Raw genomic sequence first — 21,672 nt, forward strand, 5'->3', positions numbered from 1 at the left:
TAAATTATGACTATCTATAAGAATAGACTATCACGAGGATAGCCTATCTGAATATTATTTTTCTTTTAGAACCATGTTTAAAATGAGTGCAGCTAAGGTACCTGTAGAAATTCCTGAAGATAAGACCATTTGTAGCGCTGAGGGAAGATGGCTCAACAATTCTGGACGTACTGTCACACCGATACCAAGCGCAAAGGCAATAGAAATAATCAAGAGCTCACGGTCACCAATTTTTACAGTTGCAAGCGTCTTAATCCCTTGAGCAGCAACCAAACCGAACATGATAATTCCAACACCACCAAGAACAGGCTGGGGCATGATGGAAATCAAGGCAGACAATTTTGGAAAGACACCCAGTAAGGCAAGAATAACGCCCGCAATGATCATGACATGACGACTAGCAACTTTTGTTAAGGTAATGAGACCAACATTTTGTGAGAAGGCCGTATTTGGACCTGCACCAAAGATCCCAGCAATCAAAGAACCAACTCCGTCTGCCAGAACACCATTTGCCGCCCGCTCAGAAGAAATTTTTTGGTTAGATGCTTCTCCAATTGCCATCATAATCCCTACCGTACCGATCAAAGATACGACATAGGCTGGAATAAAGGCTAGAATAGAAGATAGGTCAAATTTTAAACCGTAATGGAAAATTTTAGGAAGAGCAAACCAGGCTGCCTCTCCAACAGCAGACATATCTACTTTTCCAAGCAAAATACAGAGGACATATCCAAAGACCATACCGAAGAAGACTGACGCTGTTTTTAGCATTCCTTTACCATAATGATTCAATGCCAAAGTAAAGACCAGGACGATAAAGGCAATACTGATATTTTCAACAGAGGCATAATCTGTAGCTCCAGCACCACCAGCTGCCCAGTCCATACTCACTGGCATGAGGGTAATACCGATGAGGGAAACAACGGTCCCTGTAATCAATGGCGGAAAGAAACGCATCAAGGGTTTCACAAAACGACTCAAAATGATTTCAACAAATGAACCCGCAATGGTTGCACCCACGATACCAGCAATTCCCAATTGGCTACCAACACTGATAGCTGGATTGGCAAAGGTAAAGTCCGTTCCCATCATTCCAGAGACACGTGAACCTACCGGGCCAACTCCTTTAGATTGCAAAATGGTAGCAATCCCAGCAACAAAGATTGAGGCCGATACCATAATAGAAGTATCTTCTACTGATAGCCCCAAGGCACTTGCAACGACAAGAGGCACTGCGATGATGCCTGCAAAAGCTGCTAAGATATGCTGAAAAGCAAGCAACACAGCCATGCCTTTTGGCGGTTGTTCATCAATTCCATAGAGCATTTCTGATGAATATTCATTTGTTGTTTTCTGAGACATTGTTTCTCCTTTTTTGTTCCTAAATAATATTTTTTAGTCTATCAGAAAAAACAACTTATTTCAATACAATTAATGATATTTTTTTATTTCTGTTCGCCTTTTGGCCGTTTAATCTGTTTTTTTACATGTTTTTATAACAATAATTCGTTTATTGTTTTGCTTATGATAAAAAAATGCTATAATACACCAAGGAATCATTTGGAGGAAGAATCATGAAAATTTTGGAAGAACGTATTTTAAAAGATGGTCAGGTGTTAGGAGAAAATATTTTAAAAGTTGATTCATTCCTGACCCATCAGGTTGATTATAAATTGATGAAAGAAATGGGACAAGTGTTAGCAGAAGCATACCGTTCTAAGCAAATTACAAAAGTTGTCACTATTGAGGCATCCGGCATTGCTCCAGCTGTTTATGTCGCTGAAAGTTTAGATGTGCCAATGATTTTTGCTAAAAAACATAAAAATATTACGATGACAGAAGGAATCTTGACATCTGAAGTCTACTCCTTTACCAAGCAAGTAACCAGTACCGTTTCTATTGCTAGCAAGTTTTTGTCACCGGAAGACCGGGTTCTAATCGTTGATGATTTTTTGGCCAATGGGCAAGCAGCAAAAGGCTTGATTGATATTATCCAACAGGCTGGTGCTCAGGTAATTGGCGTTGGTATTATCATCGAAAAATCCTTCCAAGACGGTCGTCAACTCTTGATAGATGCAGGTGTCCCTGTTACTTCACTCGCTCGTATTGAAAAATTCCAAGATGGTCAGGTTGTTTTTGCACCTGCGGATATTTAAAAAGACTTGCTTCCAAAATCGGAAGCGAGTCTTTTTTATTATCTATAATTCCACACCAAACACTTCTAATTGCTTCAATTCGTCAGCTGTTAATCTACGGTATTTTCCAATCGCTAGTTCGGAGTCCAACCATAAGGGCCCCATTGATATCCGTTGCAAATCCGTCACCATCTTACCACAAGCCTGCACCATCCGTTTGACCTGGTGAAACTTTCCTTCTCGGATGGTAATGTCAACCAGTGAAGTTTCTTTGGCCTCATCTGTCGATAGGATAGTCAACTGGGCTGGCTGACAGGTAAAATCTTTTAAATCAATTCCTGCCGCAAATCGCGCGACATCCTCTTGGGTCATGATTCCGTCAACCTGTGCACGGTAGAGTTTATCAACATGTTTTTTAGGAGAGAGCATGGCATGGGCTAATTTGCCATTGTTGGTCAAAAGTAGCAAGCCATGGGTATCGATGTCCAAGCGTCCAACTGGAAAAACTTCCTTATGTTGAGCTATTTCATCCAATAAATCTAAAACCGTCCGATGGTGGTCATCTTCAGTTGCTGAGATAACTCCTTTGGGTTTATTGAGAAGGTAGTAAACAAATTGTTCATGGTGGAGAATGTCGCCAGCTACTGCTACCTGATCCACCTGTTCATTTATTTGTTGTTTAGGAGACGTCTCTACTTGGCCGTTGACTGCGACTTGCTTGTTTTTCAAAAGTTTCTTGACTTCTGTCCGACTACCAACACCACAGTCTACCAAAAATTTATCTAATCTCATGTTAATTTCTTTTCCATTCTGACACATTCATACTGTTTTCCATCACAAACTTGAATACTATGACCGTTTACAGAAAATCCAACTGCTCGAAAGAGAGCTTGAGCTCGTTGGTTATATATGGCTACACTTAGGCTAAGTTGCTCTGGATGATAATGTTCAACAATGTAGTCTTCAATCGTCTGATAGAAAGCTCTGCCATTTCCCTGTCCCATCAAAGACGGCTTCATCCCTAAGTGAAGGCTGAGTTCCTTATCAACTTGCTCCACTTGAAAGTAACCCATGAGGGCTGCATTGCGAATGACTGCAAAAAATCGGTCTTCACGCGCCTCTGGCGTTATGAACTGGGTATACGTTTCTGATTGAGAGCTCACTGAATAAAAATCATATGGCGACGGATACTGCCACTGGTTGGCAATTTCCAATGCCAGATCCTGGGGCAAGGGCATGATGTAAAAGTAATCCATCTTGCGAAAATTTTTAGCAAGATTTTTAATTCGTCGGTTCTGAGTAGCAACATCGTCTGTCTGATAGACATAGTCGGCATAACCCAATTGATAAGAAGGGATCATTTCATTAAAAATCAATTGGACATCTTCAGGGAAACGCAACATTAATTGATTGAGCTGATTGTTTTCTAACATAAGACCATTATACCAAAAGGAGCGGAAATCCACTCCCTATTTCTTTATTTGTTGATAGATTAAACCTGCGCTTATCAAGGCGCAACCGATGGCGTAGATACCAAAGGCACCCGTTGGTGTTGGGTTGAGTTTTTCCAGAAAAGTTGGTAAGATTGCCGATGTTGCCCCACCAATATTACAGCCCATCAAAACAATCGTCATTACTGTATTAAGAAGAGCTTTGGGTGCTCTGTCCGTTACTTGGCTGAAAACTATGGTCAGAACGATACTATAGAAAAATCCTGATACCATACCGCCTAGGCCCAATACCCAAAGATTATCCGCAAAGGCAATGCCGATAACTGCGAGTCCAAAGATTACATAGGAAACTGCTAAAAGCCAGTCCTTCAAGCGGCCAACCAAGCTACTAAAAACCGTTCCTGCCACAATCCCCATTATTTGCATCAAACTGAGAATCAGACTAGCTTGCTGAGCAGTCCCAATTCCCTTATCCAAAACAATCTGTGGAATCCGAATGGTCAAGAAAGTATTGACATTGATAACAAAGAAAGCTAAAAATGCGAGGTAGATTCCCATTTGCCACATTTTCTTATCCAGTTTGACCTTAGAACCACTATCGTTTTTCAACTCGCTATGGGCCACAAACTCTTCTTGAGGTACAAACAATAAAAAGAGGGCTAAAACGACCAAAGCAAAGAGATAGACCATAAAGGCTGGTTGCCAGCCAAATTGAGTCAACCATCCTACCAATAGGGTCAAGCCTGCACTCCCCAACACTTCTGCCGAGCCACGCAATCCCATCATCTGCACACGTTCTTGACCAGTGAAAAAATTACCAATAATGTTAATGGCCCGTGCATTTATCAAGCCAATCCCTAATCCCAGCAAAATCCTAGCCAAGAAAATCATTGGGAAAGCCGACAAAAACATAGGCATGGAACCACCGATAGCAAGGAGTAACAACCCAAAAATGATAATATTCCGTTCAGAAATAAATCGAACAATCAGACCATTCATCAAGAGAGCTGCCATAATAGCAAATGAGGTAACTGTAATTAAGTTTTCTACTTGACTGGCCGCAATCCCTTCTTGGGCAAAATGGTCAATCATCTGTGGAATAGCAGGGGATACTGCAAATGTTGATACCAGCATGGTGGATAAAGCCAATAGGCTAGCTTTTTCTAAAATTCTTTTCATCATTCTCCCTTTCAACGTTCGTCTTTTACTAGTATAGCAGATTTGCTACAGAATAGATAGGCGAGTGAGGCTTTTATTCTCTCTCATTTCATGCTATACTTATTTTAATAATACCCAAAGGAGAGAAGTATGTCTGTAATTGAAAACCTTACAAAACCTGCCCATTTGATTGACATGGATGACATCATCCGTGAAGGGCATCCAACCCTACGCCAAGTTGCAGAGGAAGTCCAATTTCCACTTTCTGATCAAGAAGTGATTTTAGGTGAGAAAATGATGCAATTCCTCAAACATTCGCAGGATCCTGTCATGGCTGAAAAAATGAAACTCCGTGGCGGAGTTGGTCTTGCAGCTCCCCAATTGGATGTTTCTAAACGCATCATCGCTGTTTTAGTACCAAACCCAGAGGATGAGGAAGGAAATCCACCTGCCCAAGCCTACTCTCTACAAGAAGTATTGTACAATCCTAAAATCGTGGCTCATTCTGTCCAAGAAGCCGCCCTTGAAGGAGGAGAAGGCTGCCTATCTGTTGACCGCGAAGTCCAAGGCTACGTAGTCCGCCACGCGCGTGTAACTGTAGATTATCTGGACAAAAATGGCAATTCCCACCGCATCAAGCTCAAGGGCTATAATGCCATTGTGGTCCAACACGAAATCGACCACCTCAACGGTGTCATGTTCTACGACCGCATTGACCCAGAACACCCATTTGCCGTTAAAGAAGGCATGTTGGTGATTGAGTAAACATAAGAAACTGACTGAATTTCAGCCAGTTTTTCTTTTTTCATGAAAATAGCAGAGCTAACTGCCTAAAAATTTCCTGCCCATCCAAAATCAGGTCTTGAAAGAGGAGATAGTCCAGCAGAGCCAGCAAACCAGCTAGTAGGATGAAAACCACTAAGCGATTTGAAAACCGAACTTGCAAGAGATGATTGAGACTAACCAAGACAATTTCCAAGACAAGCAAGCCAAGCACCATAAATAAGAGATACTTAGCATTAGGAAGGAACCAAGCCCATAAATCCTGGTTACTCAAGCGATTAAGGAAAATCCCCCTCTCCGAATGCGAAAGCAAGATAAGGCCATCTTCCAGATAACCGATTCCTCCGACCAGACTATTGACTAGGAAAAGACTAGCTAGAAAGAGCATTGTAAAACAAAGAGTCTGCCCCAGTCCCAGCAACCACTTGGTGAGTAGAACCTTGCGCAAATCCACAGGCTGGATCTGATAGAGACGCCAGTTTTTCCCTGCAACCTCCACCGCCTTACCTCGACTGCCCAGCCAAACCGCCAGCAAGAGCACCAACAAATAGGCCGGACCATCAAAGAGAGAGCGCAGACTGCCAATACCTGACAGATCTCTGGAACGGTCCCAAGAAGGATCGTCTACTGGAACCGAGGCATCATTGGTATCAAAACGATTTTCCAAGCTGGTCAAAATGACATCCTTGCCCCGCTTGGTAGCAGGCACCCCAGCCTCCATCAGCTGCTGCCAGTAATACTGACTGACCTGATTGCGGGTCTGGTAACGGCGAAGATTATCTACCGTCTGACTGGCCCCAATATCACCATTGGCAAAAGCCTTCTCCTCTCTAGCCCATAGATAGACCTGCTCTGCCTCCAGCATAGCAAGGTGACTAGCCGGCAGAGCCTGAGGTTTTTCCTGATATACCTGCCATTGCTTGACATAGAGGTCCTTATAGACACGATATTCTTGCAAGAGACCAAGCCTCAGCTCCAACTCCTCTTGATAGCTCGTATCCTCTTTGACCAACTGCCTCAGACGGTTGATTTCCGACTGCAAACTCTCCACATAGGCCCCATCTTGCTCATAGGACTGGGCAACCAACTCCATCGAAACCCTCTCCTCCTGGGCAACCTCTTGCTTTTCTAGTCCCGTCAGTAGGGAAAATAGCAGAGCTAGGAGCAAGTTTCCTAAGACGAGCCCCTTCCAAGAATTGAGCCGACTAAGGATGAGAACATCAAAAGACCAAACCTTGTCCAAACGCCCTGTGTCTAACTCCTTCTGATGCCCCACGGTCAGGACCAGCCTTTTCTTTTCTGTCAGCGCATAATAAGCAAGGAAAAGCCCAATGGTCAGCAGGAGCAAGACATCCACCGCTACAAAGACCTGTGAAAATGCAGCTGTGTCTAAAAAACCAGGAAAGGCAAGCAAGGGCAGAATTTGACCTGACCAACCTGCTACTGCACCTGCCTGATAGGAAAGCCCCAGAGCTAACATTAACCCCGTCACCACAAAAGTCAGCCGACTGGCTAACAAGTGGTCCAAAAATCCAAAAAGTAGGCGAACAGCTAGAAGCAAGACCAGCCAAAAACCAAGCAAGATAAGCCCGTAAAGCCAAGAGCCTATCAACTGACTCTGACCCAAAATCTCAACAGGAGCTTGAAAACTAGATAGATCCAACTGACCTGTCAGCCCATCATAGACCAGGATAAAGAGCAAACCTATCCCCACAGCCAGCAGAAGCGAAAGCAAGGAAGCAGCCAAACGCCTGACCCCCTGCAAACTCAGACTATCCCATTGCCGCAACTGCCAAACTTGATGCGCAAGTGTCTTTTCCGACAGTTGATTGACAAGTAGAAAACCAAGCACCAAAAATACAGGAAGAAAACCAAACAAACTTTCTAAGTAGGCTTGAACAATACGCCCTGTTGACCAAGCCTTGTTTTCAGGACCATCAGGCAATTGGTAGGCAAGCAACCAGTCATTCCATCTGGCCAAACACTCGACTTCACTAAGCGTCAAGGATTGTCGCGTTTGAAAAAGCTGCCGATTGCGACTGATAAAATAGTCCAAATCCTGATACATGAGTTTGCGGTAGTTGGGGATAGCTTCAAACTTCCCCTCATCTAAGGCCTGACCGACACTTTCTATATCGGATTTCAAGCCCAGCATCCGTGGTGCTTCTTCTGACTCCTCCTCAATTTTTATATCTGCCAAGACACTAACCAATTCACTCAGTTCTTCTTTATAGGTTTCCACATAGGCCGCTTGGTGGACTTGCCTTTGCGAGATGGGAAGGTAGGCCAGACCTAAAAAAACCAGCACGAGCAAGCAGTAGAGAGGCGACCAGAGGATTTTCTTGATTTCAAAGTTCAGCCTCATATCCCCTCACCACCTTCCTCCACGTAGAGATCACGATAGAGGGTTTCCATATAGTCGCTGGCTTTTGTAAGGCCAGCCACCTGCTGGATTGGAATACGATCCAAACAATCCAGTAAATCTCGCTCGGGTAAGAAGATTTCCACCAGACCCTGCTCTGCCTTTTTCCACAAGAGTTGAGGATAATCCCGTAAAAATTCCTGAACCTGCTTGGAGTTTTCCACAGCAAGATGGTAATCATAATCCGCCGTCAACTCCACTTCTGTGGCAATCAACTTGCTGGCCTTGAGAAAATAAACCTGATTGGTCAGCTTCTCAATCTCCGACAGATGGTGGGAAGAAAGCAAAATCGCAACACCTTCTGCCTGTAAATTCAGAAGAAATTCCCGCTGCTGGATGATATTGGTCGGGTCCAAGCCGATATGGGGTTCATCCAGCAACAAGAGCTTGGGCTTGGGAAGGACAGCCATGGCAAAGAGCAGCTTCTGCTTCATACCCATGGAATAGCCAGCCACCCGCTTTTTGACATAGTAGCCCATCCCCAGTTCTTCCACTAGGACATCCACTTCCTTTTTCCCCAGCTTGTGGGTGGCAGCCACATAAGTCAGATGGTCATAACCCGTCAACTGTGGATAAAGAGCTTGAGCATCCAACATGACAGACATATCCTGAAAAATCGCTCGGTCACTATTGGGCCGACCATTGATAGTTACCGACCCACGATCAACGGTTTCTGTATTGCTGATGATATTTAGGAGGGTGGATTTTCCCACACCATTGGGACCGACTAGGGCTACCAAGTCCCCCGCTTGCAACTCAAAGGACACATAGGACAAGACCTGGTGGGCACCGTATCGCTTACAGACATCGACTACTTTTAGCATAGAAACTCCTTTCTTTGGAGAAATGGCAGAGCAAAACAACAGCCTTTCATCAGCATATTATTGGCTAGACTACTTCTTGAAAGCCTTATACAGCAAATAAAGCCCCACAAGAACGCCTAGACTAGCAGCAGGTTTTAAAAATAGTACATGAATAAATGAATTTAGCCAGAGCCAAATCTCTCTATCTACAATCTGAATCGGGTCCATATGAAACAATAGGACACTACACGAAAGAACAATGACACTACTTAAAAATAAAGTACTTTTATCAATCTGTTTCATTAGGTTACTCCTTTTCATAACTGACTAATTCCAATTCAAGTCTACACTCTCGTTAACCATTCAATATAATAACAATAGCATTTTTTGTTTATACAAACAAGTAAAAATAAGTATTACTGTGGCAAAAAAAGAAGACTGTTATAATCTTCTCTAGCATTTGTATATTGATTGTCCCCTTTAGTAAAACACCATCTTACTTTTCTGCTATCGCCCCCAGAAAATAGATACTAACCATTCAGAGATAAGGAAAGCCACAAACATAACAATAAAGTAAAAGTCAACTGCATTTGTTTGTACAGCAAAATCTTGCGATAAAAGAGGATAGCAAGTACAGAATAATCTGTTAGATACCAATCATTTTTTGTTTATTGATTAATAGCCCACATTTCCACGATAATAAAGGGATTTTACAAAAATGGACGTTGAAGATACCGAAACATTGGCATTATCAACACCGCCTGTTTCAATCTCTCAAAAATATAAACATTACCTATGAACATCCGATTCTTAAAAATGTATTAGACTGACCTTATCAGAAGTGAATGTTTCCTAAATAACCTAAAACTGTAAACAATATTAGCCATATAGCAAAAACTATTTGAAATATCGTTCTCGTAATCGTTATAACAACTTCTATGCTACTTTGTTTCCTTTTTATAACTCTCAAAGAAAAGTAAAATTGCATGAAGATATAGATTGTTAACATAAATAATATCAAATAAATCATCTCATATCCTCACATCTGCATCGGCAATAAAAGAAAAGCTAGAATAAGCAGAACAACAAAGCTCAACCCCGTCTCCATTATTTGCCATTTCCCTTCATTTTTTACTTTAATAGATACTATAATAACTAAGACAACCTCTAGGACAAATAATAAAATCAAACCAACTGATAAAATCATATATGAATCATTAACTAAATCCAGGTGTTCCTCATAAAATCTCATAAAAATATTTCTTTTTGAATAAATAGATTCTTCTCCAAAATATTTTTGTAGTTGTTCCGTTATTTCAGAATCAGTTTTTCCCTGTGACATCAAATTAGCAATCGTACCAGATACAAATGCTGTGCTAAAAGATGAACCATCACTTCTAACAATTTCATTATTCAGTGAAAGTGTTTCTTGGGAGTAGGGGGCATAATAATCAATGTTTTTTTGAGGATTAAAAATATGGAAGAAGTCATTAAAAGTGCCCACACTAATAACACCTTCAATCTCAACTAAAGGGTTTAGAGCATTAATGTTTTTTAAGTCATAAGCAGGTGTTACCACATACCCCCCCTGATCAATAAATGAACTGATAATATTCTTCAATTCTTGACTAGGATTTTTAAGTACCATGCTTAAATTTATAATATCAATCCGATCTTTAATCGCTTGTTCAAACGCCCTAATAATGTAATCATTTTTGATGATACCATCATCATCAACTACTTTATATGAAAATATAGCACTATCTGGTGAAAGCCCCAGCGTCAAAACATGATTATCCTTAGCGCCAATTATACTAGAAATTTTGGTCCCATGCCCGAACACATCATAAGGGTGACTAGAAGATGAAAAATTCTGTACAGATTGTAAATTAAACTCATCTAATGAATCATTTGAAATTCCAGAATCTATTACAGCAATCTTGACTTCAGACGACTTATTTTCTAATGGATTTATACTTAGATAATATAAGTAAGTTCCCCAACCCGTTTGCTGATGATTAATTTGAAAACCGGTGAATTGCCCAATTGGGTTACTTGTCAATCCTTTATTGAAAATGATTGTGAATAAAAATGCAAATATTAATGCAATATTTCCTAGTAAAATTATCAATTTTTTCATAAACTACTCACCAATATAATTTTTCAAATTCACTAAATTATCAATGTGTATGCCAATATGGACTATGCCCAATTCTTGGAGAGCAATTCCTATTTAAATCCGCACGACAATAACGCCACTCAGGTTTTTTTATGATTGATTCGTAGATGCACTGTGGTACAACTAGCATCGCCATATCACAATCAGAAGAAAGAAAATTTGCTGGCCCCCAACCATTATTATCAAGACAATAAGGAAGACCACCTCCGGACAGAATAGCGTCTGAATTTTCCTCGCTCTTATCAATATAGACCATAGATAGCGGAATTTTTCTACTATGACCTGTCTCAGATAAAGTTTGTCTAATCATTTCTTTAATGATTTCAACCTCATGTTCAGTTGATTTTGGAAAAGCAGAAGCTGGGATTTCTAAAATCTCTTCATAACTGTATAGAGTCTCAGTTTCAGAAGCAACCTCAATTTGAGCCTCCACTCGCATCTGATTTTCCATCATTTCACTAACTATTTCACTTTTCATATGATCATGTGACGTTTCAGCTAACACATTTACACTCGGTAGCGAAAATCCAAACAGCAACATAGTTAATATTATTTTTTTCATAGTGATTTCTCCTTTACTCTGAATTATTGAGCGATTGTATTAAAGACAGTAGTGATAACTATTTCATATCCCGTCGTTATCAAACTACTTTGTTTACACATGGTAACTTCCTACCCCACCAGATGAGTTGCCAGTTGGGTTTCTAACGGAAGTACTTCATTTTCCCCTAAAATACGAATGGCCGAGATAAGTATGACCAATATGGCAATTGTCATATATGCAACCTTCTTTTTCATCCTTCCCTTTCCTCCTCTCTGATGGAATTTTTCTTAAATACCTCAACTCCTACCAAGAATATCGTTTCCGCTCTTCTTTTTCCTTTCCACTTGATAGAAATCTCTGTATATTTTCTACCAATATGATATACTATTTTTATAAAGTTTATTTATTTTGTTGCAAATAATCACATTTTTTGAAGGAGTTTGAACATGAGATGGGATTACGGAAGTGTTTATAAAAGTATTCGGAAAAGCAAGCATTTGAGTCAAGAGCAAGTATGTGGAGATTTTATCAATCGGACTACTTTGGTTCGCTTCGAGAAAAATCAGACTATTCCTAGCTATGAGCTCATGCGCTTCTTGCTCAAACAAGTAGATATGACTTTTGAAGAGTTTGAATACCTCTGTAACTACTACCAGCCCAGCCAACGCCAACAATTACTCTACGATATAGATAATCTCAAAAATCCAACCACAAAGATGATGGAGGATTTGATAAACCGTTGCCATGACCATTTAATGAAAGAACCCAGTGATATTCCTATTCAAAGAAAGTGCCACCTCCTGGAGACCGTTGTAGCTATCCGAAAAAGTTCTTCTATCACCCAGTTTTCAGACGAGGCCGGAGCCCTTTCTAAACTTTTATGGTCTCAACTAGAACAATACGACAACTGGTACCATAACGATATTATCTTGGTAGGTACACTCTTGTCACACACGCTCTCTCATGATGTTATCGAAGATACTGCCAAACTCATCTTAGAGAGATTAGAAAAATACAGGGATTACAAGCGGATTCAGCCAACCATTCTATCTTTCTACCAACAACTAGCCCTTTTTTCCCTTGAACAAAAACAGTACAGCAAGTCTACTTTTTTTGCCACCAAACTCATGGAACTAGCTAAGAAAGAAAAACGCTATGATCAACTAGCCCGTGCCTATGTTTACCTCGGACTTGCTGAGAATAAGCAGGAACTAATTGACAAAGGACTACAAATCTTGGAACTGACGGACGAGAAAGGACTAGTCGACAACCTCCAATCACTTATCAAACAACACCAAACTGACTGAAATCTCGGTCAGTTTTTTTCTGGTACAAAAAAACGACCCTTTCGGATCGTTCTACCTTATATTAGACCAGCTTTTAATAACTATCTCTATGATGACCAAATTCAAGTGCCAGAATAACCATCCTATTATCCTGAATAACGCAAATCAGCCGATAATCACCGATACGATAACGCCACTCATTGGCATGGTCCCCTGTCAATCCCTTGCCATGCAACCTCGGATTAACTGTACCGTCTAAGTGTTTATCCACCCATGCAAATAATAATCTTTGGATTTGCTTATCCAATTTTCTGATTTGTTTCTGCGCCTTCTTAGAATACTCTACATGAAACATATTACAGACCAAGTTCCTTCTTGAAATCAGCATGACTGATGGTTTCAGGATCTTTCTGATACTCCTCGTAGGCTTGATGGTAAATGCTCAAATCATACTCATCCTCAATATCACGCTCAAGCGCCTTCTTAAATAAACTTGAAAGACTTTGACCAGTCAATTGAGCATAGCTCTTGAAAAATACTTCTTCCTCTTTGTTTAATCGGATAGTTACTGTACTCATCAGTTCACCTCACTTCTTTGTGTTACATTGTAACACATTTTGCGAAAATTGTAAACCAATACTAGATAGATTAGAGCAAAAAACGACCCTTTCGGATCGTTCCTATTTATAGTTTATAGTCTTCAGTTTGCTTTTAGTACTAGGCAACGAGCTGCAGACAGTACTGGAGTACGGCAAAGCGAGTTAACGAAGTAATAAAAGATAAACTAAATGACGATATCTTAGTAGTATTCCCCTTGTCTATAGTCCCAAGAGTTGAAATGGTCTGACAAGTGCATCATGATTTTATCGATGTCCAGACCCTTACGGATGACAACTGGGCATGGGCTGATAGAACGGCTATCTGCACCTTGTTCTGGAATCAGTTTACCATCTTTGTCTACCATAGACACCATAACCCCTTGCTCATAGCGGGTTTCAATGGTCTTGTCTGGCTGGATAGATGCCACATAGTCATCCGCCTCGATAATCAAATCTACTTTAGACGCGATACGCTCACCGATACCTTCTACCTTACCACGATTTCCCTTGCCTGACGGGTTAGCAGATGAAGCGTAGACCATACGGCCTTCTTTTTCCCACATTTCCTTGGCAATCTGCTCTCCAGCCACACCAAACTTGATAACAAAGCATGAAGTACCACGAACGTCGGTCATCAACTCTTCACGACCATCGCCATAAGCCTGCAACTTGGCGTAAGCCTCTGGTTTCCAAGGCAGGATACAACCCAACAAAATGTCCTCATCCCAATGTTTTTGGTAGAAAGCATCAATCTCAGGAGTCAACTGAGCCAACTCACGAAGCTCCTCCATGCTACCACAAAGGACCACACCCGGCTTATTACGCTTGCGCTCTTTGGCATCAAATTTACGCTCCAAGCCAGCCTTGTCAGATGTCATGATGATGTAGCCAACCTTAGTCGGGCAGACAATCACGCCCCCCTCACCCTTGATAATGTCAAGACCTTCTTGTGAAAGTGCGCCATCCCAGTGAATTTGTTTCGTCATAATAATTTCCTCTTTTCTTTTATTTCATAGCAGAGCTAACTGCTTGTTTTCTTCATATTTTGTAGGAGTCTTTCAGTTTGCTTTTAGTACTAGCTCTAACTGTCTGGGAGACAGTTAGAGGTTGGAGATAAAACGAACATTGTTCGTGTCAACGAGCCGCAGATAGATTCAACAGTCAGAGTAGTGACTGTTGAAGTTTTAAAATCATACTTACGATAGTAAGTCACGCTTGTAAAGTACGGCAAAGCGAGTTCAAATAATGATGAAATTATTTGAAGTTGGAAATAGGGAAACGGAGTTTCCTCGTTCGTCGCAGTAATAAAAGATAAAATGAAAGACTCTATTCTTGCCAGTAACTTGGGCGATTCCCCTCATACTCAGTAATCAAATCCTGATATTGTAAGGTAATACCGATATCGTCTAAGCCATTGAGCAACTTGTGTTTCCAGTCCTGTTCGATGTCAAATGGGAATTCCCCAAAAGGCGTCCGTATCAACTGATCTGCCAAGTCAACCCTGATTTCTTGGTCAGGAGCCAGCTGAGCTAGTTGGTCCCTGACTTCTTTGGGCTGGATAATGGGCAGAATCCCATTGTTCAAGTCATTGTTGTAATGAATATCTCCGAAGGAGCCTGCAATGATGACCTTGAAGCCATAATCTGCCAGAGCCCAAGCAGCGTGTTCCCTAGAGGAACCTGCTCCGAAGTTGTCCCCAGATATGAGGATACTAGCTCCTTGATACTCAGGCTGATTGAGAATGAAATCAGGATTGTCCGTGTAGTTATCATCCAAGTACCGCCAAGCATAGAGTAGATATTTGCCAAAGCCCTTTTTGTCAATCAGCTTGAGAAACTGCTTGGGCAGGAGCTGGTCGGTATCAATATTATCATTCATGAGCGGAACGGTCGTTCCAGTCCATGTGGTAAATTGGTGCATTAAACTCCCTCCTTGAGAATGTCTAGCTGTCTAGTGTCGACAAAACGTCCATAAAGTGCCGCTGCGGCAGCCATAGCAGGACTACACAAGTGGGTCTTGGCCCCAAAGCCCTGTCGGTCTTCAAAGTTTCGATTACTTGTAGAGGCGCAGTGGACACCTGCAGGCACCTTGTCTGGATTCATACCCAGACACATGGAGCAACCTGGATCTCGCCATTCAAAGCCTGCCTCCATAAAAATCTTGTCTAGCCCAAGCTTTTCTGCAGCCCGCTTGACAGGGCGACTACCTGGAACGACAATGGCCGTAACCTGCTCTGCTATTTTCCGCCCCTTAACAATCCTAGCTGCCAGCTGCAAATCGCTGAGGCGAGCATTGGTACAGGAGCCTAGGAAGACATAGCCAACGGGAATGTCCGCAGCCTTTTGCCCTGGAGCCAAGTCCATGTAAGCGTAGGCCCGCTCGTCGTTGTGGTCACGGATGGCTGGGAAGGTTTCGTCAAAGCTAACCCCCATAGCAGGCGTCGTTCCCCAAGTGACCATCGGTGCTAAGTCCGACACATCAAGGACTAGATGCTTGTCATAGACGGTGTCGGCATCTGAGTAGAGCTCCTTCCAGTCTGCCACCGCCGCCTCAAAGTCCGCTGGTGCACACTCACGACCTCGCAGGTAGTCAAAAGTGGTCTGGTCTGGAGCCATAATGCCCATCTTAGAGCCGAACTCAATGGACATATTGCAAATGGTCATCCGTTCTTCCATGCTGAGTCGGTCGATGACTGGACCAGCAAACTCCACCACATGACCGAGTCCACAATCCACGCCGTAGCGGGCAATCAGAGCCAGGATAAAGTCCTTGGCATAGACACCTGCTTGGGCCTGACCGACAAACTCCACTAGGAGTCGCTTGGGTTTAACCTGCCAGATTGTTTGGGTAGCGAGAACGTGCTCCACTTCGGAAGTGCCAATCCCAAAGGCAATGGCTCCAAAAGCTCCGTGAGTCGCCGTATGGCTATCTCCGCAGACGATGAACTTCCCTGGCTGGGTCCGACCTGTTTCTGGTCCAACCATATGGACAATCCCCTGATATTCCGAACCATGGGCTGCATGGGGAATGCCGAAATCTTCTATATTCTTCGCCAAGGCGTCCATCTGAGCTTTGGAAATGACATCACGGATATTGTGAATATCAACGGTTGGTACGTTGTGGTCAAAAGTCGCAAAGGTCAAGTCTGGGCGCCGAACAGGTCGCCCTGTATCCCTCAATCCTTGAAAGGCCTGGGGACTGGTCACCTCATGAACATAATGCTGATCGACATAGAGGAGCTGGGGCTGACCTTCCTGCCCTGTAATCACATGGCGATCCCAGAGCTTATCGAAAATGGATTTGCCACTCATGTTGACCTCCTTTCAAGCTGTTCAATAATAGCCGCTGTCATTTCTTTGGTAGAGGCGCTACCACCTAGGTCTTTAGTGAAAATCCCCTTGGCAAAGACCGCTTCAACAGCTTGGCGAACGGTCTGACCTGCTTGGACCAAATCAAAACTTTCTTCCAACATCATGGCAACAGATAGAATCATACTGACAGGATTGGCAATGCCCTGACCTGCAATATCGGGTGCCGAACCATGGATAGGTTCGTAGAGACTGGGACCTGCCACCGCATGACTAGCAGAAGGCAGAACCCCTAACGTTCCTGTTAATACGCTGGCCTCATCCGACAAAATATCTCCGAAAAGATTTTCCGTCACCACGACGTCAAATCGACTAGGATTGGTAATCAAAAGCATGGCTGCACTGTCCACCAACTGGTGCTCCAAGGTCACATCTGGGTAGTCCTTAGCCACCTCATCCGCTACCTTCCGCCACAATTTTGACGTCGCCAGTACATTTTGTTTATCAATGCTGGTGACTTTTTTCCGTCTTTTTTGGGCTAGGTCAAAGGCAGAGCGGACAACTCGTTCGATTTCCTCAGCTTGATAGGTATTGCTATCGCTGGCTTGGTCTGTCTCCAGAATATGCTCTCCAAAATAAATCCCGCCTGTCAACTCCCGTACCATGACCAAATCCACACCATCCAGCCGGTCAGCTTTCAGAGGAGAATAGTCTTTCAGGCTATCAAAAATTTTCACCGGACGGATATTGGCAAAGAGACCCAATTCCTTCCGAAGTTGAAGCAAGCCTTGTTCTGGTCGAACAGCTGCATCATCATATTGAGGGCTACCGATAGCTGCTAACAAAATCGCATCCGCCTGACGGCAGGCTTGTAAGGTAGCATCTGGTAGAGGATGGCCAGCCGCATCAATCCCAGCGCCACCAAAAGCTCTCTCCTCAATCTCATAATCAAATCCTACTTGCCCAGCAACAGCCTCGAGGACTGCTAGGCCAGCCTCCATGATTTCAGGACCGATTCCATCACCAGCCAAGGCTACAATTTTTTTCGTCATATTTCCTCCTAGCTAGTTGGCAACTCTTTCTCAGATAGTTTCTTATCAATCTGTCCGCTATTTTCTTTCTGTACCATGACATTGGCATGAATATAGGCAATTGCAGAAGCCTTCAATACGTCAAAGTCAATACCAGAGGCGTTAAAGACGGTTTCTGTTGCCTTGTTTTCTACGGCGACAAGCACACGCGCTTGGGCATCAATTCCATCGGTAATAGCGTCAATATGATAGCGTTCTAAGCTGATTTCCTGCTGGAAGAATTGGTCAATGGCATTAAAGACAGCCTCAACCGAACCCTTGCCTGACTCAACAACCACCACTTCTTCCTCATCTTGATTGATAAAGGTAACTTGTGCCTGAATGCTTCCGTCAGACTGACTATCCAAACGCAAATCTTTAAATTGGAAACCATCACGATTGCTGATTTCTGTCCCAGCTACCAAGGCACGAATATCTGCGTCCGTGATTTTTTCTTTCTTATCTGCCAGATTTTTAAAGCGAGTAAAGAGACCAGCAACATCACTCTCTTCAAAATACAGGTCTAGTTCTTTCAGTTTTTCTACAAAGGCATGGCGACCAGAAAGTTTACCCAATGGCAGAGAATTTTTCTTGACCCCTACCAACTCAGGTGTAATGATTTCATAGGTCAATGGATTTTTCAAGACACCATCTTGGTGGATACCTGACTCATGAGAGAAGGCATTGCCACCAACTACCGCCTTATTGCGTGGAATGGCAATCCCAGAAAAACGAGATACTAATTCCGAAGTATTGAGCGTTTCCTTTAGAACAATCGGACTAGTCACATCATAGAAATCTTTCCGAATTTCAAGGGCAACAGCTACTTCTTCAAGGGCCGCATTTCCTGCTCGCTCACCGATACCGTTGATTGTCCCCTCAACACGACCGGCACCGTTTTTAATAGCTGAAAGGGTATTGGCAACAGCCATACCTAGGTCATTGTGGCAATGCGGACTGAAAATAATCTCACGGTCCGATTTGACGTTTGTTGTCAAGTAACGGAAAATTTCTCCGTAGTGCTGAGGTGTCGTAAAGCCGACTGTATCTGGAATGTTGATATAGGTCGCACCTGCATCTACCGCTGTCTGCACCACTTCTAACAAATAATCCAATTCCGTCCGCGTCGCATCCTCTGGTGAGAACTCCACTACCTCAAAACGCTCGCGTGCATAGCTGACATGTTCAGTGATTTGTGCCAAAATTTCTTCTTTGGACTTTTGAAGTTTAAATTCACGGTGAATGGGGCTGGTCGCAATGAAAACATGAATCTGCGGATACTTGGCATCTTTCAGAGCCTCATAACAAGCATCAATGTCTGATTTGACTGACCGAGCCAAACCTGTCACAGCCGTCTTGGTCATAGCCGCCGCAATCTGACGAACCGCTTCAAAAGAATCAGGACTGGCCGCTGGGAAACCCGCTTCAATGGCAGAAATTCCCCATTTCTCCAACTGCTTGGCAATGGTCACTTTTTCCTTGATTGAAAAATTCACACCAGGCGTCTGTTCACCATCCCGTAAAGTCGTATCTAAAAATTCAATCACACGCATAAGAATACCTTTCTAAATAACCCTAACGTAAATATTTGGTTCTCTTTCTTAGTTTTCTAAGCAAACCAAATAAAAGAAAACACCTCGAGGATTACTACCCGCGAGATGTTGTCAACAGCGCCCGCCTGGTATGCCAAACAGGACTAATGCATTCTTTCAGCACTAGCCCGACCGTCGCAACAACAAAGTAAAGAATTTTGTAGTGACAGTGTTCATTTGACTTTTCCTCTCTGTGTTCTAATTGTTTACTATGATACCTCACTTATTTTCACTTGTCAACAGAAAAATGGAAATTTTCTGAAAAATCCGAACAATACGGCAATTCGCAAAAATCAAGTTACAGATAAAACCAAGCCCCCTCAGAGACTTGGTTACAACTAATATATCGATAGTTTAGTATACTACCACTTAATAGTAATCCCTTGCTCTAATAATCTATTTCTTTCCTCGGCAATTCTATTATTTTCTTTAGCAAGGTGATTACCAGCCGAAATTGAAGCATCAACTTTCGCCAGCATTGCAAGTTGAGCTTTATTTAAACGATTCAACTCAGTAATATTTTCGTTAACTTCATCCAATTGGACAGAAATGCTTGCCAATTGTTGCTGAAAGATATTGAGTGAGGACAACATCTTATTTCTAAATTGTTCTTCCCTTACTAGATTTGCAGCCTCTTTAAAATTATCAGCACGCAAATCCCTCAACAAAACCCAAATTCCAACAATGTCATTCAGATTCTGAAAACTTTCAGGGATTTTTTTAATGTAAAATTGGTAGGCATTTTCATTTAGAATATTTGAGATTTCTCTATTATTAGCTGCAATTTCTGCACTCTGATTCAACTCGTCACGTAATCGATTCATTTCATTTTCACGGGCTCCCTTAGTAGGATCAATCGCTCTAACGATACTGGAAATAATCGGCGCAACATATTCTGCAACAACATAAATTACAACAGATAGGAATATTATGGAAACAATAACCCCAAATGCACCCACTCCTGTAAAGAAATTTGAAATAAATAAGATTGCACTAATAATTAATGTGGCAGTAATAATACCTGATCCCACTTTTTCAGAAAAAGTCTCCGTCCCTGCAATTTCAATTTGATTTGCATACCAATTTCTTATCTCTTGATTTCGATTTCGAAGAGCCTGGACATTAGCCAAATGGTGTTCCAAGAAAACAAAAACATCCATTAACTCAGTTCGTTCATATTGGTTGATAGGACGGACATCAATTTCAACTAACTCTCCTTCAATTGCAGGTTTCTTAGCTTGTGGAGGTAACGTTTCCTTAACCACTGGTTGCGTCGGAGGCAGGATTCCCCATTGAACTGTCTCAAAATTTGCATAAACCCCTGAAGTTTCCGTTCGATTGATGAGAAAAGTTTGTTCTTCCTGTAATTCTAGCTCATTTATCTGTAATTGACTATTAAAAATTTTCGCTTCAAGCCGGTGATGGCTTCCACAGTGAAGGTGTTCAATCTGAATATTACTCTGACCTGTTGCATGCAAGCCTACCCACCGATTATCCTCTTGAAAAATAGATAGAAAACCACTTGCTTGGAGGGTGGACTGACCTTCAACCGACAAAATTCGATAAATCGTCGAGTCGATAGCGTCGGCCTGTGATTGGTTTATTAGATGAAGGGCATCTAAATTGGACTGATTAAGATGAATCATCCCATTATTTTGAACTTGAATTGGATATTGAAAATGATCATCAAAAAGATTGGTCTGTTCTAAGGTTGCTGTTCCACCATCAACATAAACAAGTGGATAGTAGGTAGAGTTAGGATAATCCGGATAATCTTGGGCCAATTCTGTTCGATGTATTTCACAATTATCCAAGGTCAGTGAACAGCCCGAAGTAACATGAATGATATTATTTTTAAAATCTCCAGCTAGGAGAATATTGCGAAGGATAAGGTTTGCGTTATTTTCGAGCCTAAATGTACCTTGAAATACGACCGATCCGAGTTCATCACCTTCAGCAATAAACTCATAATTACTTCGCAGGATAAAACCATTGTCAAACTCATAGTGACCTGGTTCTAGATATATTCTGACATCGCCTGAGTGATTCAATACTGCATCATGAAAGCTCAGACTACCTTCACTTGTTCCTACTCTAATTTCTGTCACCATCGCGACTTTCTTCCTCCAACTTCCTTTTCATTAAATAGCGAGTCCGTCTCATACCTATCCTTGCATGTTTATTTATGGAATCAAATTCCTAGAAAAATAGCCTTCCTGTTTCAAGTTTTCTCAGCTCGGGAGTTTGACAGTTTGAATGACACAAAAGTGCTCTAATCGTTGATATAGCGCTATTTTTTTGTCAAATTTTTGTATATATTTCTTGCGTACTTTCTCGTACTG

At 42.1% G+C, this 21,672-nt stretch carries 21 protein-coding genes; 3 read left to right on the forward strand and 18 right to left on the reverse strand.

Annotated elements, in window-relative coordinates:
- Positions 1 to 54: 54 nt before the first annotated feature.
- Complete coding sequence (locus K6V43_RS06655) at positions 55 to 1,362, reverse strand: nucleobase:cation symporter-2 family protein (RefSeq protein WP_222382351.1); 1,308 nt, start codon at positions 1,360 to 1,362, stop codon at positions 55 to 57.
- 212 nt (positions 1,363 to 1,574) lie between these two features.
- Between K6V43_RS06655 and K6V43_RS06660 the strand changes: the two genes are divergently transcribed.
- A complete protein-coding gene (locus K6V43_RS06660) occupies positions 1,575 to 2,156 on the forward strand; it encodes a xanthine phosphoribosyltransferase (RefSeq protein WP_222382353.1) in 582 nt (193 codons plus the stop codon).
- A gap of 42 nt (positions 2,157 to 2,198) precedes the next feature.
- Here the strand turns inward: K6V43_RS06660 and K6V43_RS06665 are convergent, their stop codons facing one another.
- Genes K6V43_RS06665 through K6V43_RS06675 form a run of 3 tightly spaced genes read right to left on the reverse strand, consistent with a single transcriptional unit; the run spans position 2,199 to position 4,765 of the window.
- Positions 2,199 to 2,927, reverse strand: a complete 729-nt coding sequence (locus tag K6V43_RS06665; protein ID WP_222382355.1) for a pseudouridine synthase — start codon at positions 2,925 to 2,927, stop codon at positions 2,199 to 2,201.
- A complete protein-coding gene (locus tag K6V43_RS06670; protein WP_222382357.1) occupies positions 2,924 to 3,568 on the reverse strand; it encodes a GNAT family N-acetyltransferase in 645 nt (214 codons plus the stop codon). The genes K6V43_RS06665 and K6V43_RS06670 overlap by 4 nt, the downstream gene beginning before the upstream one ends.
- A gap of 36 nt (positions 3,569 to 3,604) precedes the next feature.
- Positions 3,605 to 4,765 carry an MFS transporter gene (locus K6V43_RS06675; protein ID WP_222382378.1) on the reverse strand — a complete coding sequence of 387 codons (1,161 nt, stop codon included), beginning with the start codon at positions 4,763 to 4,765 and terminating at the stop codon, positions 3,605 to 3,607.
- A 129-nt stretch (positions 4,766 to 4,894) separates the two neighbouring features.
- Between K6V43_RS06675 and def the strand changes: the two genes are divergently transcribed.
- On the forward strand, positions 4,895 to 5,509 hold the full coding sequence (def, locus tag K6V43_RS06680; RefSeq protein ID WP_222382359.1) for a peptide deformylase: 615 nt from the start codon (positions 4,895 to 4,897) through the stop codon (positions 5,507 to 5,509).
- 40 nt (positions 5,510 to 5,549) lie between these two features.
- Here def and K6V43_RS06685 read toward each other — a convergent pair whose 3' ends face one another.
- The 6 genes from K6V43_RS06685 to K6V43_RS11540 all read right to left on the reverse strand — a co-directional run bounded on the left by K6V43_RS06685 (position 5,550) and on the right by K6V43_RS11540 (position 11,729).
- A complete protein-coding gene (locus tag K6V43_RS06685; RefSeq protein ID WP_222382360.1) occupies positions 5,550 to 7,892 on the reverse strand; it encodes a hypothetical protein in 2,343 nt (780 codons plus the stop codon).
- Positions 7,889 to 8,773 (reverse strand): ATP-binding cassette domain-containing protein, encoded by an 885-nt coding sequence (locus K6V43_RS06690; RefSeq protein WP_222382362.1) that lies wholly within the window; start codon positions 8,771 to 8,773, stop codon positions 7,889 to 7,891. The genes K6V43_RS06685 and K6V43_RS06690 overlap by 4 nt, the downstream gene beginning before the upstream one ends.
- Positions 8,774 to 8,842: 69 nt before the next feature.
- Positions 8,843 to 9,055: a hypothetical protein gene (locus K6V43_RS06695; protein ID WP_024391433.1), complete on the reverse strand. Its 213-nt coding sequence runs from the start codon at positions 9,053 to 9,055 to the stop codon at positions 8,843 to 8,845.
- 736 nt (positions 9,056 to 9,791) lie between these two features.
- Positions 9,792 to 10,892, reverse strand: coding sequence for a S8/S53 family peptidase (locus K6V43_RS06700; RefSeq protein WP_222382364.1), 1,101 nt, complete (start codon positions 10,890 to 10,892; stop codon positions 9,792 to 9,794).
- Positions 10,893 to 10,932: 40 nt separating this feature from the next.
- Positions 10,933 to 11,493, reverse strand: a complete 561-nt coding sequence (locus K6V43_RS06705) for a hypothetical protein (RefSeq protein WP_050572975.1) — start codon at positions 11,491 to 11,493, stop codon at positions 10,933 to 10,935.
- Positions 11,494 to 11,603: 110 nt separating this feature from the next.
- A complete protein-coding gene (locus tag K6V43_RS11540; protein WP_261311798.1) occupies positions 11,604 to 11,729 on the reverse strand; it encodes a hypothetical protein in 126 nt (41 codons plus the stop codon).
- Positions 11,730 to 11,921: 192 nt separating this feature from the next.
- Here K6V43_RS11540 and K6V43_RS06710 point away from each other — a divergent pair, with 192 nt between their 5' ends.
- Entirely contained in the window at positions 11,922 to 12,782 is an 861-nt protein-coding gene (locus tag K6V43_RS06710; RefSeq protein ID WP_222382366.1) for a helix-turn-helix domain-containing protein, read from the forward strand.
- Between the two features lie 73 nt (positions 12,783 to 12,855).
- Here K6V43_RS06710 and K6V43_RS06715 read toward each other — a convergent pair whose 3' ends face one another.
- The 8 genes from K6V43_RS06715 to K6V43_RS06750 all read right to left on the reverse strand — a co-directional run bounded on the left by K6V43_RS06715 (position 12,856) and on the right by K6V43_RS06750 (position 21,441).
- Positions 12,856 to 13,116: a type II toxin-antitoxin system RelE family toxin gene (locus K6V43_RS06715; protein ID WP_105126400.1), complete on the reverse strand. Its 261-nt coding sequence runs from the start codon at positions 13,114 to 13,116 to the stop codon at positions 12,856 to 12,858.
- 1 nt (position 13,117) lies between these two features.
- Entirely contained in the window at positions 13,118 to 13,339 is a 222-nt protein-coding gene (gene relB / locus K6V43_RS06720; protein ID WP_024391430.1) for a type II toxin-antitoxin system RelB family antitoxin, read from the reverse strand.
- 221 nt (positions 13,340 to 13,560) lie between these two features.
- Complete coding sequence (locus K6V43_RS06725; protein WP_024391429.1) at positions 13,561 to 14,346, reverse strand: L-threonylcarbamoyladenylate synthase; 786 nt, start codon at positions 14,344 to 14,346, stop codon at positions 13,561 to 13,563.
- Positions 14,347 to 14,686: 340 nt separating this feature from the next.
- The gene (leuD, locus tag K6V43_RS06730; RefSeq protein WP_222382368.1) at positions 14,687 to 15,280 is read right to left on the reverse strand and encodes a 3-isopropylmalate dehydratase small subunit; all 594 of its coding nucleotides are present in this window, start codon (positions 15,278 to 15,280) and stop codon (positions 14,687 to 14,689) included.
- Positions 15,280 to 16,671: a 3-isopropylmalate dehydratase large subunit gene (gene leuC, locus K6V43_RS06735; RefSeq protein ID WP_172019439.1), complete on the reverse strand. Its 1,392-nt coding sequence runs from the start codon at positions 16,669 to 16,671 to the stop codon at positions 15,280 to 15,282. The genes leuD and leuC overlap by 1 nt, the downstream gene beginning before the upstream one ends.
- Positions 16,668 to 17,720 carry a 3-isopropylmalate dehydrogenase gene (gene leuB, locus K6V43_RS06740; protein ID WP_222382370.1) on the reverse strand — a complete coding sequence of 351 codons (1,053 nt, stop codon included), beginning with the start codon at positions 17,718 to 17,720 and terminating at the stop codon, positions 16,668 to 16,670. The genes leuC and leuB overlap by 4 nt, the downstream gene beginning before the upstream one ends.
- Positions 17,721 to 17,728: 8 nt before the next feature.
- Positions 17,729 to 19,291 (reverse strand): 2-isopropylmalate synthase, encoded by a 1,563-nt coding sequence (locus K6V43_RS06745; protein WP_222382372.1) that lies wholly within the window; start codon positions 19,289 to 19,291, stop codon positions 17,729 to 17,731.
- 401 nt (positions 19,292 to 19,692) lie between these two features.
- Positions 19,693 to 21,441, reverse strand: coding sequence for a hypothetical protein (locus K6V43_RS06750; RefSeq protein ID WP_222382374.1), 1,749 nt, complete (start codon positions 21,439 to 21,441; stop codon positions 19,693 to 19,695).
- Positions 21,442 to 21,672: the final 231 nt, after the last annotated feature.

This window comes from Streptococcus suis, from assembly GCF_019794615.1.
GTDB lineage: Bacteria > Bacillota > Bacilli > Lactobacillales > Streptococcaceae > Streptococcus > Streptococcus suis_AI.

What these genes read in the sequence shown, in the direction of transcription:
- relB (WP_024391430.1), bottom strand. Translation starts at nt 13,339, where the DNA reads ATGAGTACAGTAACTATCCGATTAAACAAAGAGGAAGAAGTATTTTTC.
- K6V43_RS06695 (WP_024391433.1), bottom strand. Translation starts at nt 9,055, where the DNA reads ATGAAACAGATTGATAAAAGTACTTTATTTTTAAGTAGTGTCATTGTT.
- def (WP_222382359.1), top strand. Translation starts at nt 4,895, where the DNA reads ATGTCTGTAATTGAAAACCTTACAAAACCTGCCCATTTGATTGACATG.
- K6V43_RS06725 (WP_024391429.1), bottom strand. Translation starts at nt 14,346, where the DNA reads ATGACGAAACAAATTCACTGGGATGGCGCACTTTCACAAGAAGGTCTT.
- K6V43_RS06715 (WP_105126400.1), bottom strand. Translation starts at nt 13,116, where the DNA reads ATGTTTCATGTAGAGTATTCTAAGAAGGCGCAGAAACAAATCAGAAAA.
- K6V43_RS06670 (WP_222382357.1), bottom strand. Translation starts at nt 3,568, where the DNA reads ATGTTAGAAAACAATCAGCTCAATCAATTAATGTTGCGTTTCCCTGAA.
- K6V43_RS06750 (WP_222382374.1), bottom strand. Translation starts at nt 21,441, where the DNA reads ATGGTGACAGAAATTAGAGTAGGAACAAGTGAAGGTAGTCTGAGCTTT.
- leuB (WP_222382370.1), bottom strand. Translation starts at nt 17,720, where the DNA reads ATGACGAAAAAAATTGTAGCCTTGGCTGGTGATGGAATCGGTCCTGAA.
- K6V43_RS06690 (WP_222382362.1), bottom strand. Translation starts at nt 8,773, where the DNA reads ATGCTAAAAGTAGTCGATGTCTGTAAGCGATACGGTGCCCACCAGGTC.
- K6V43_RS06655 (WP_222382351.1), bottom strand. Translation starts at nt 1,362, where the DNA reads ATGTCTCAGAAAACAACAAATGAATATTCATCAGAAATGCTCTATGGA.
- K6V43_RS06705 (WP_050572975.1), bottom strand. Translation starts at nt 11,493, where the DNA reads ATGAAAAAAATAATATTAACTATGTTGCTGTTTGGATTTTCGCTACCG.
- K6V43_RS06660 (WP_222382353.1), top strand. Translation starts at nt 1,575, where the DNA reads ATGAAAATTTTGGAAGAACGTATTTTAAAAGATGGTCAGGTGTTAGGA.
- K6V43_RS06665 (WP_222382355.1), bottom strand. Translation starts at nt 2,927, where the DNA reads ATGAGATTAGATAAATTTTTGGTAGACTGTGGTGTTGGTAGTCGGACA.
- K6V43_RS06745 (WP_222382372.1), bottom strand. Translation starts at nt 19,291, where the DNA reads ATGCGTGTGATTGAATTTTTAGATACGACTTTACGGGATGGTGAACAG.
- K6V43_RS06685 (WP_222382360.1), bottom strand. Translation starts at nt 7,892, where the DNA reads ATGAGGCTGAACTTTGAAATCAAGAAAATCCTCTGGTCGCCTCTCTAC.
- K6V43_RS06700 (WP_222382364.1), bottom strand. Translation starts at nt 10,892, where the DNA reads ATGAAAAAATTGATAATTTTACTAGGAAATATTGCATTAATATTTGCA.
- leuC (WP_172019439.1), bottom strand. Translation starts at nt 16,671, where the DNA reads ATGAGTGGCAAATCCATTTTCGATAAGCTCTGGGATCGCCATGTGATT.
- leuD (WP_222382368.1), bottom strand. Translation starts at nt 15,280, where the DNA reads ATGCACCAATTTACCACATGGACTGGAACGACCGTTCCGCTCATGAAT.
- K6V43_RS11540 (WP_261311798.1), bottom strand. Translation starts at nt 11,729, where the DNA reads ATGAAAAAGAAGGTTGCATATATGACAATTGCCATATTGGTCATACTT.
- K6V43_RS06675 (WP_222382378.1), bottom strand. Translation starts at nt 4,765, where the DNA reads ATGAAAAGAATTTTAGAAAAAGCTAGCCTATTGGCTTTATCCACCATG.
- K6V43_RS06710 (WP_222382366.1), top strand. Translation starts at nt 11,922, where the DNA reads ATGAGATGGGATTACGGAAGTGTTTATAAAAGTATTCGGAAAAGCAAG.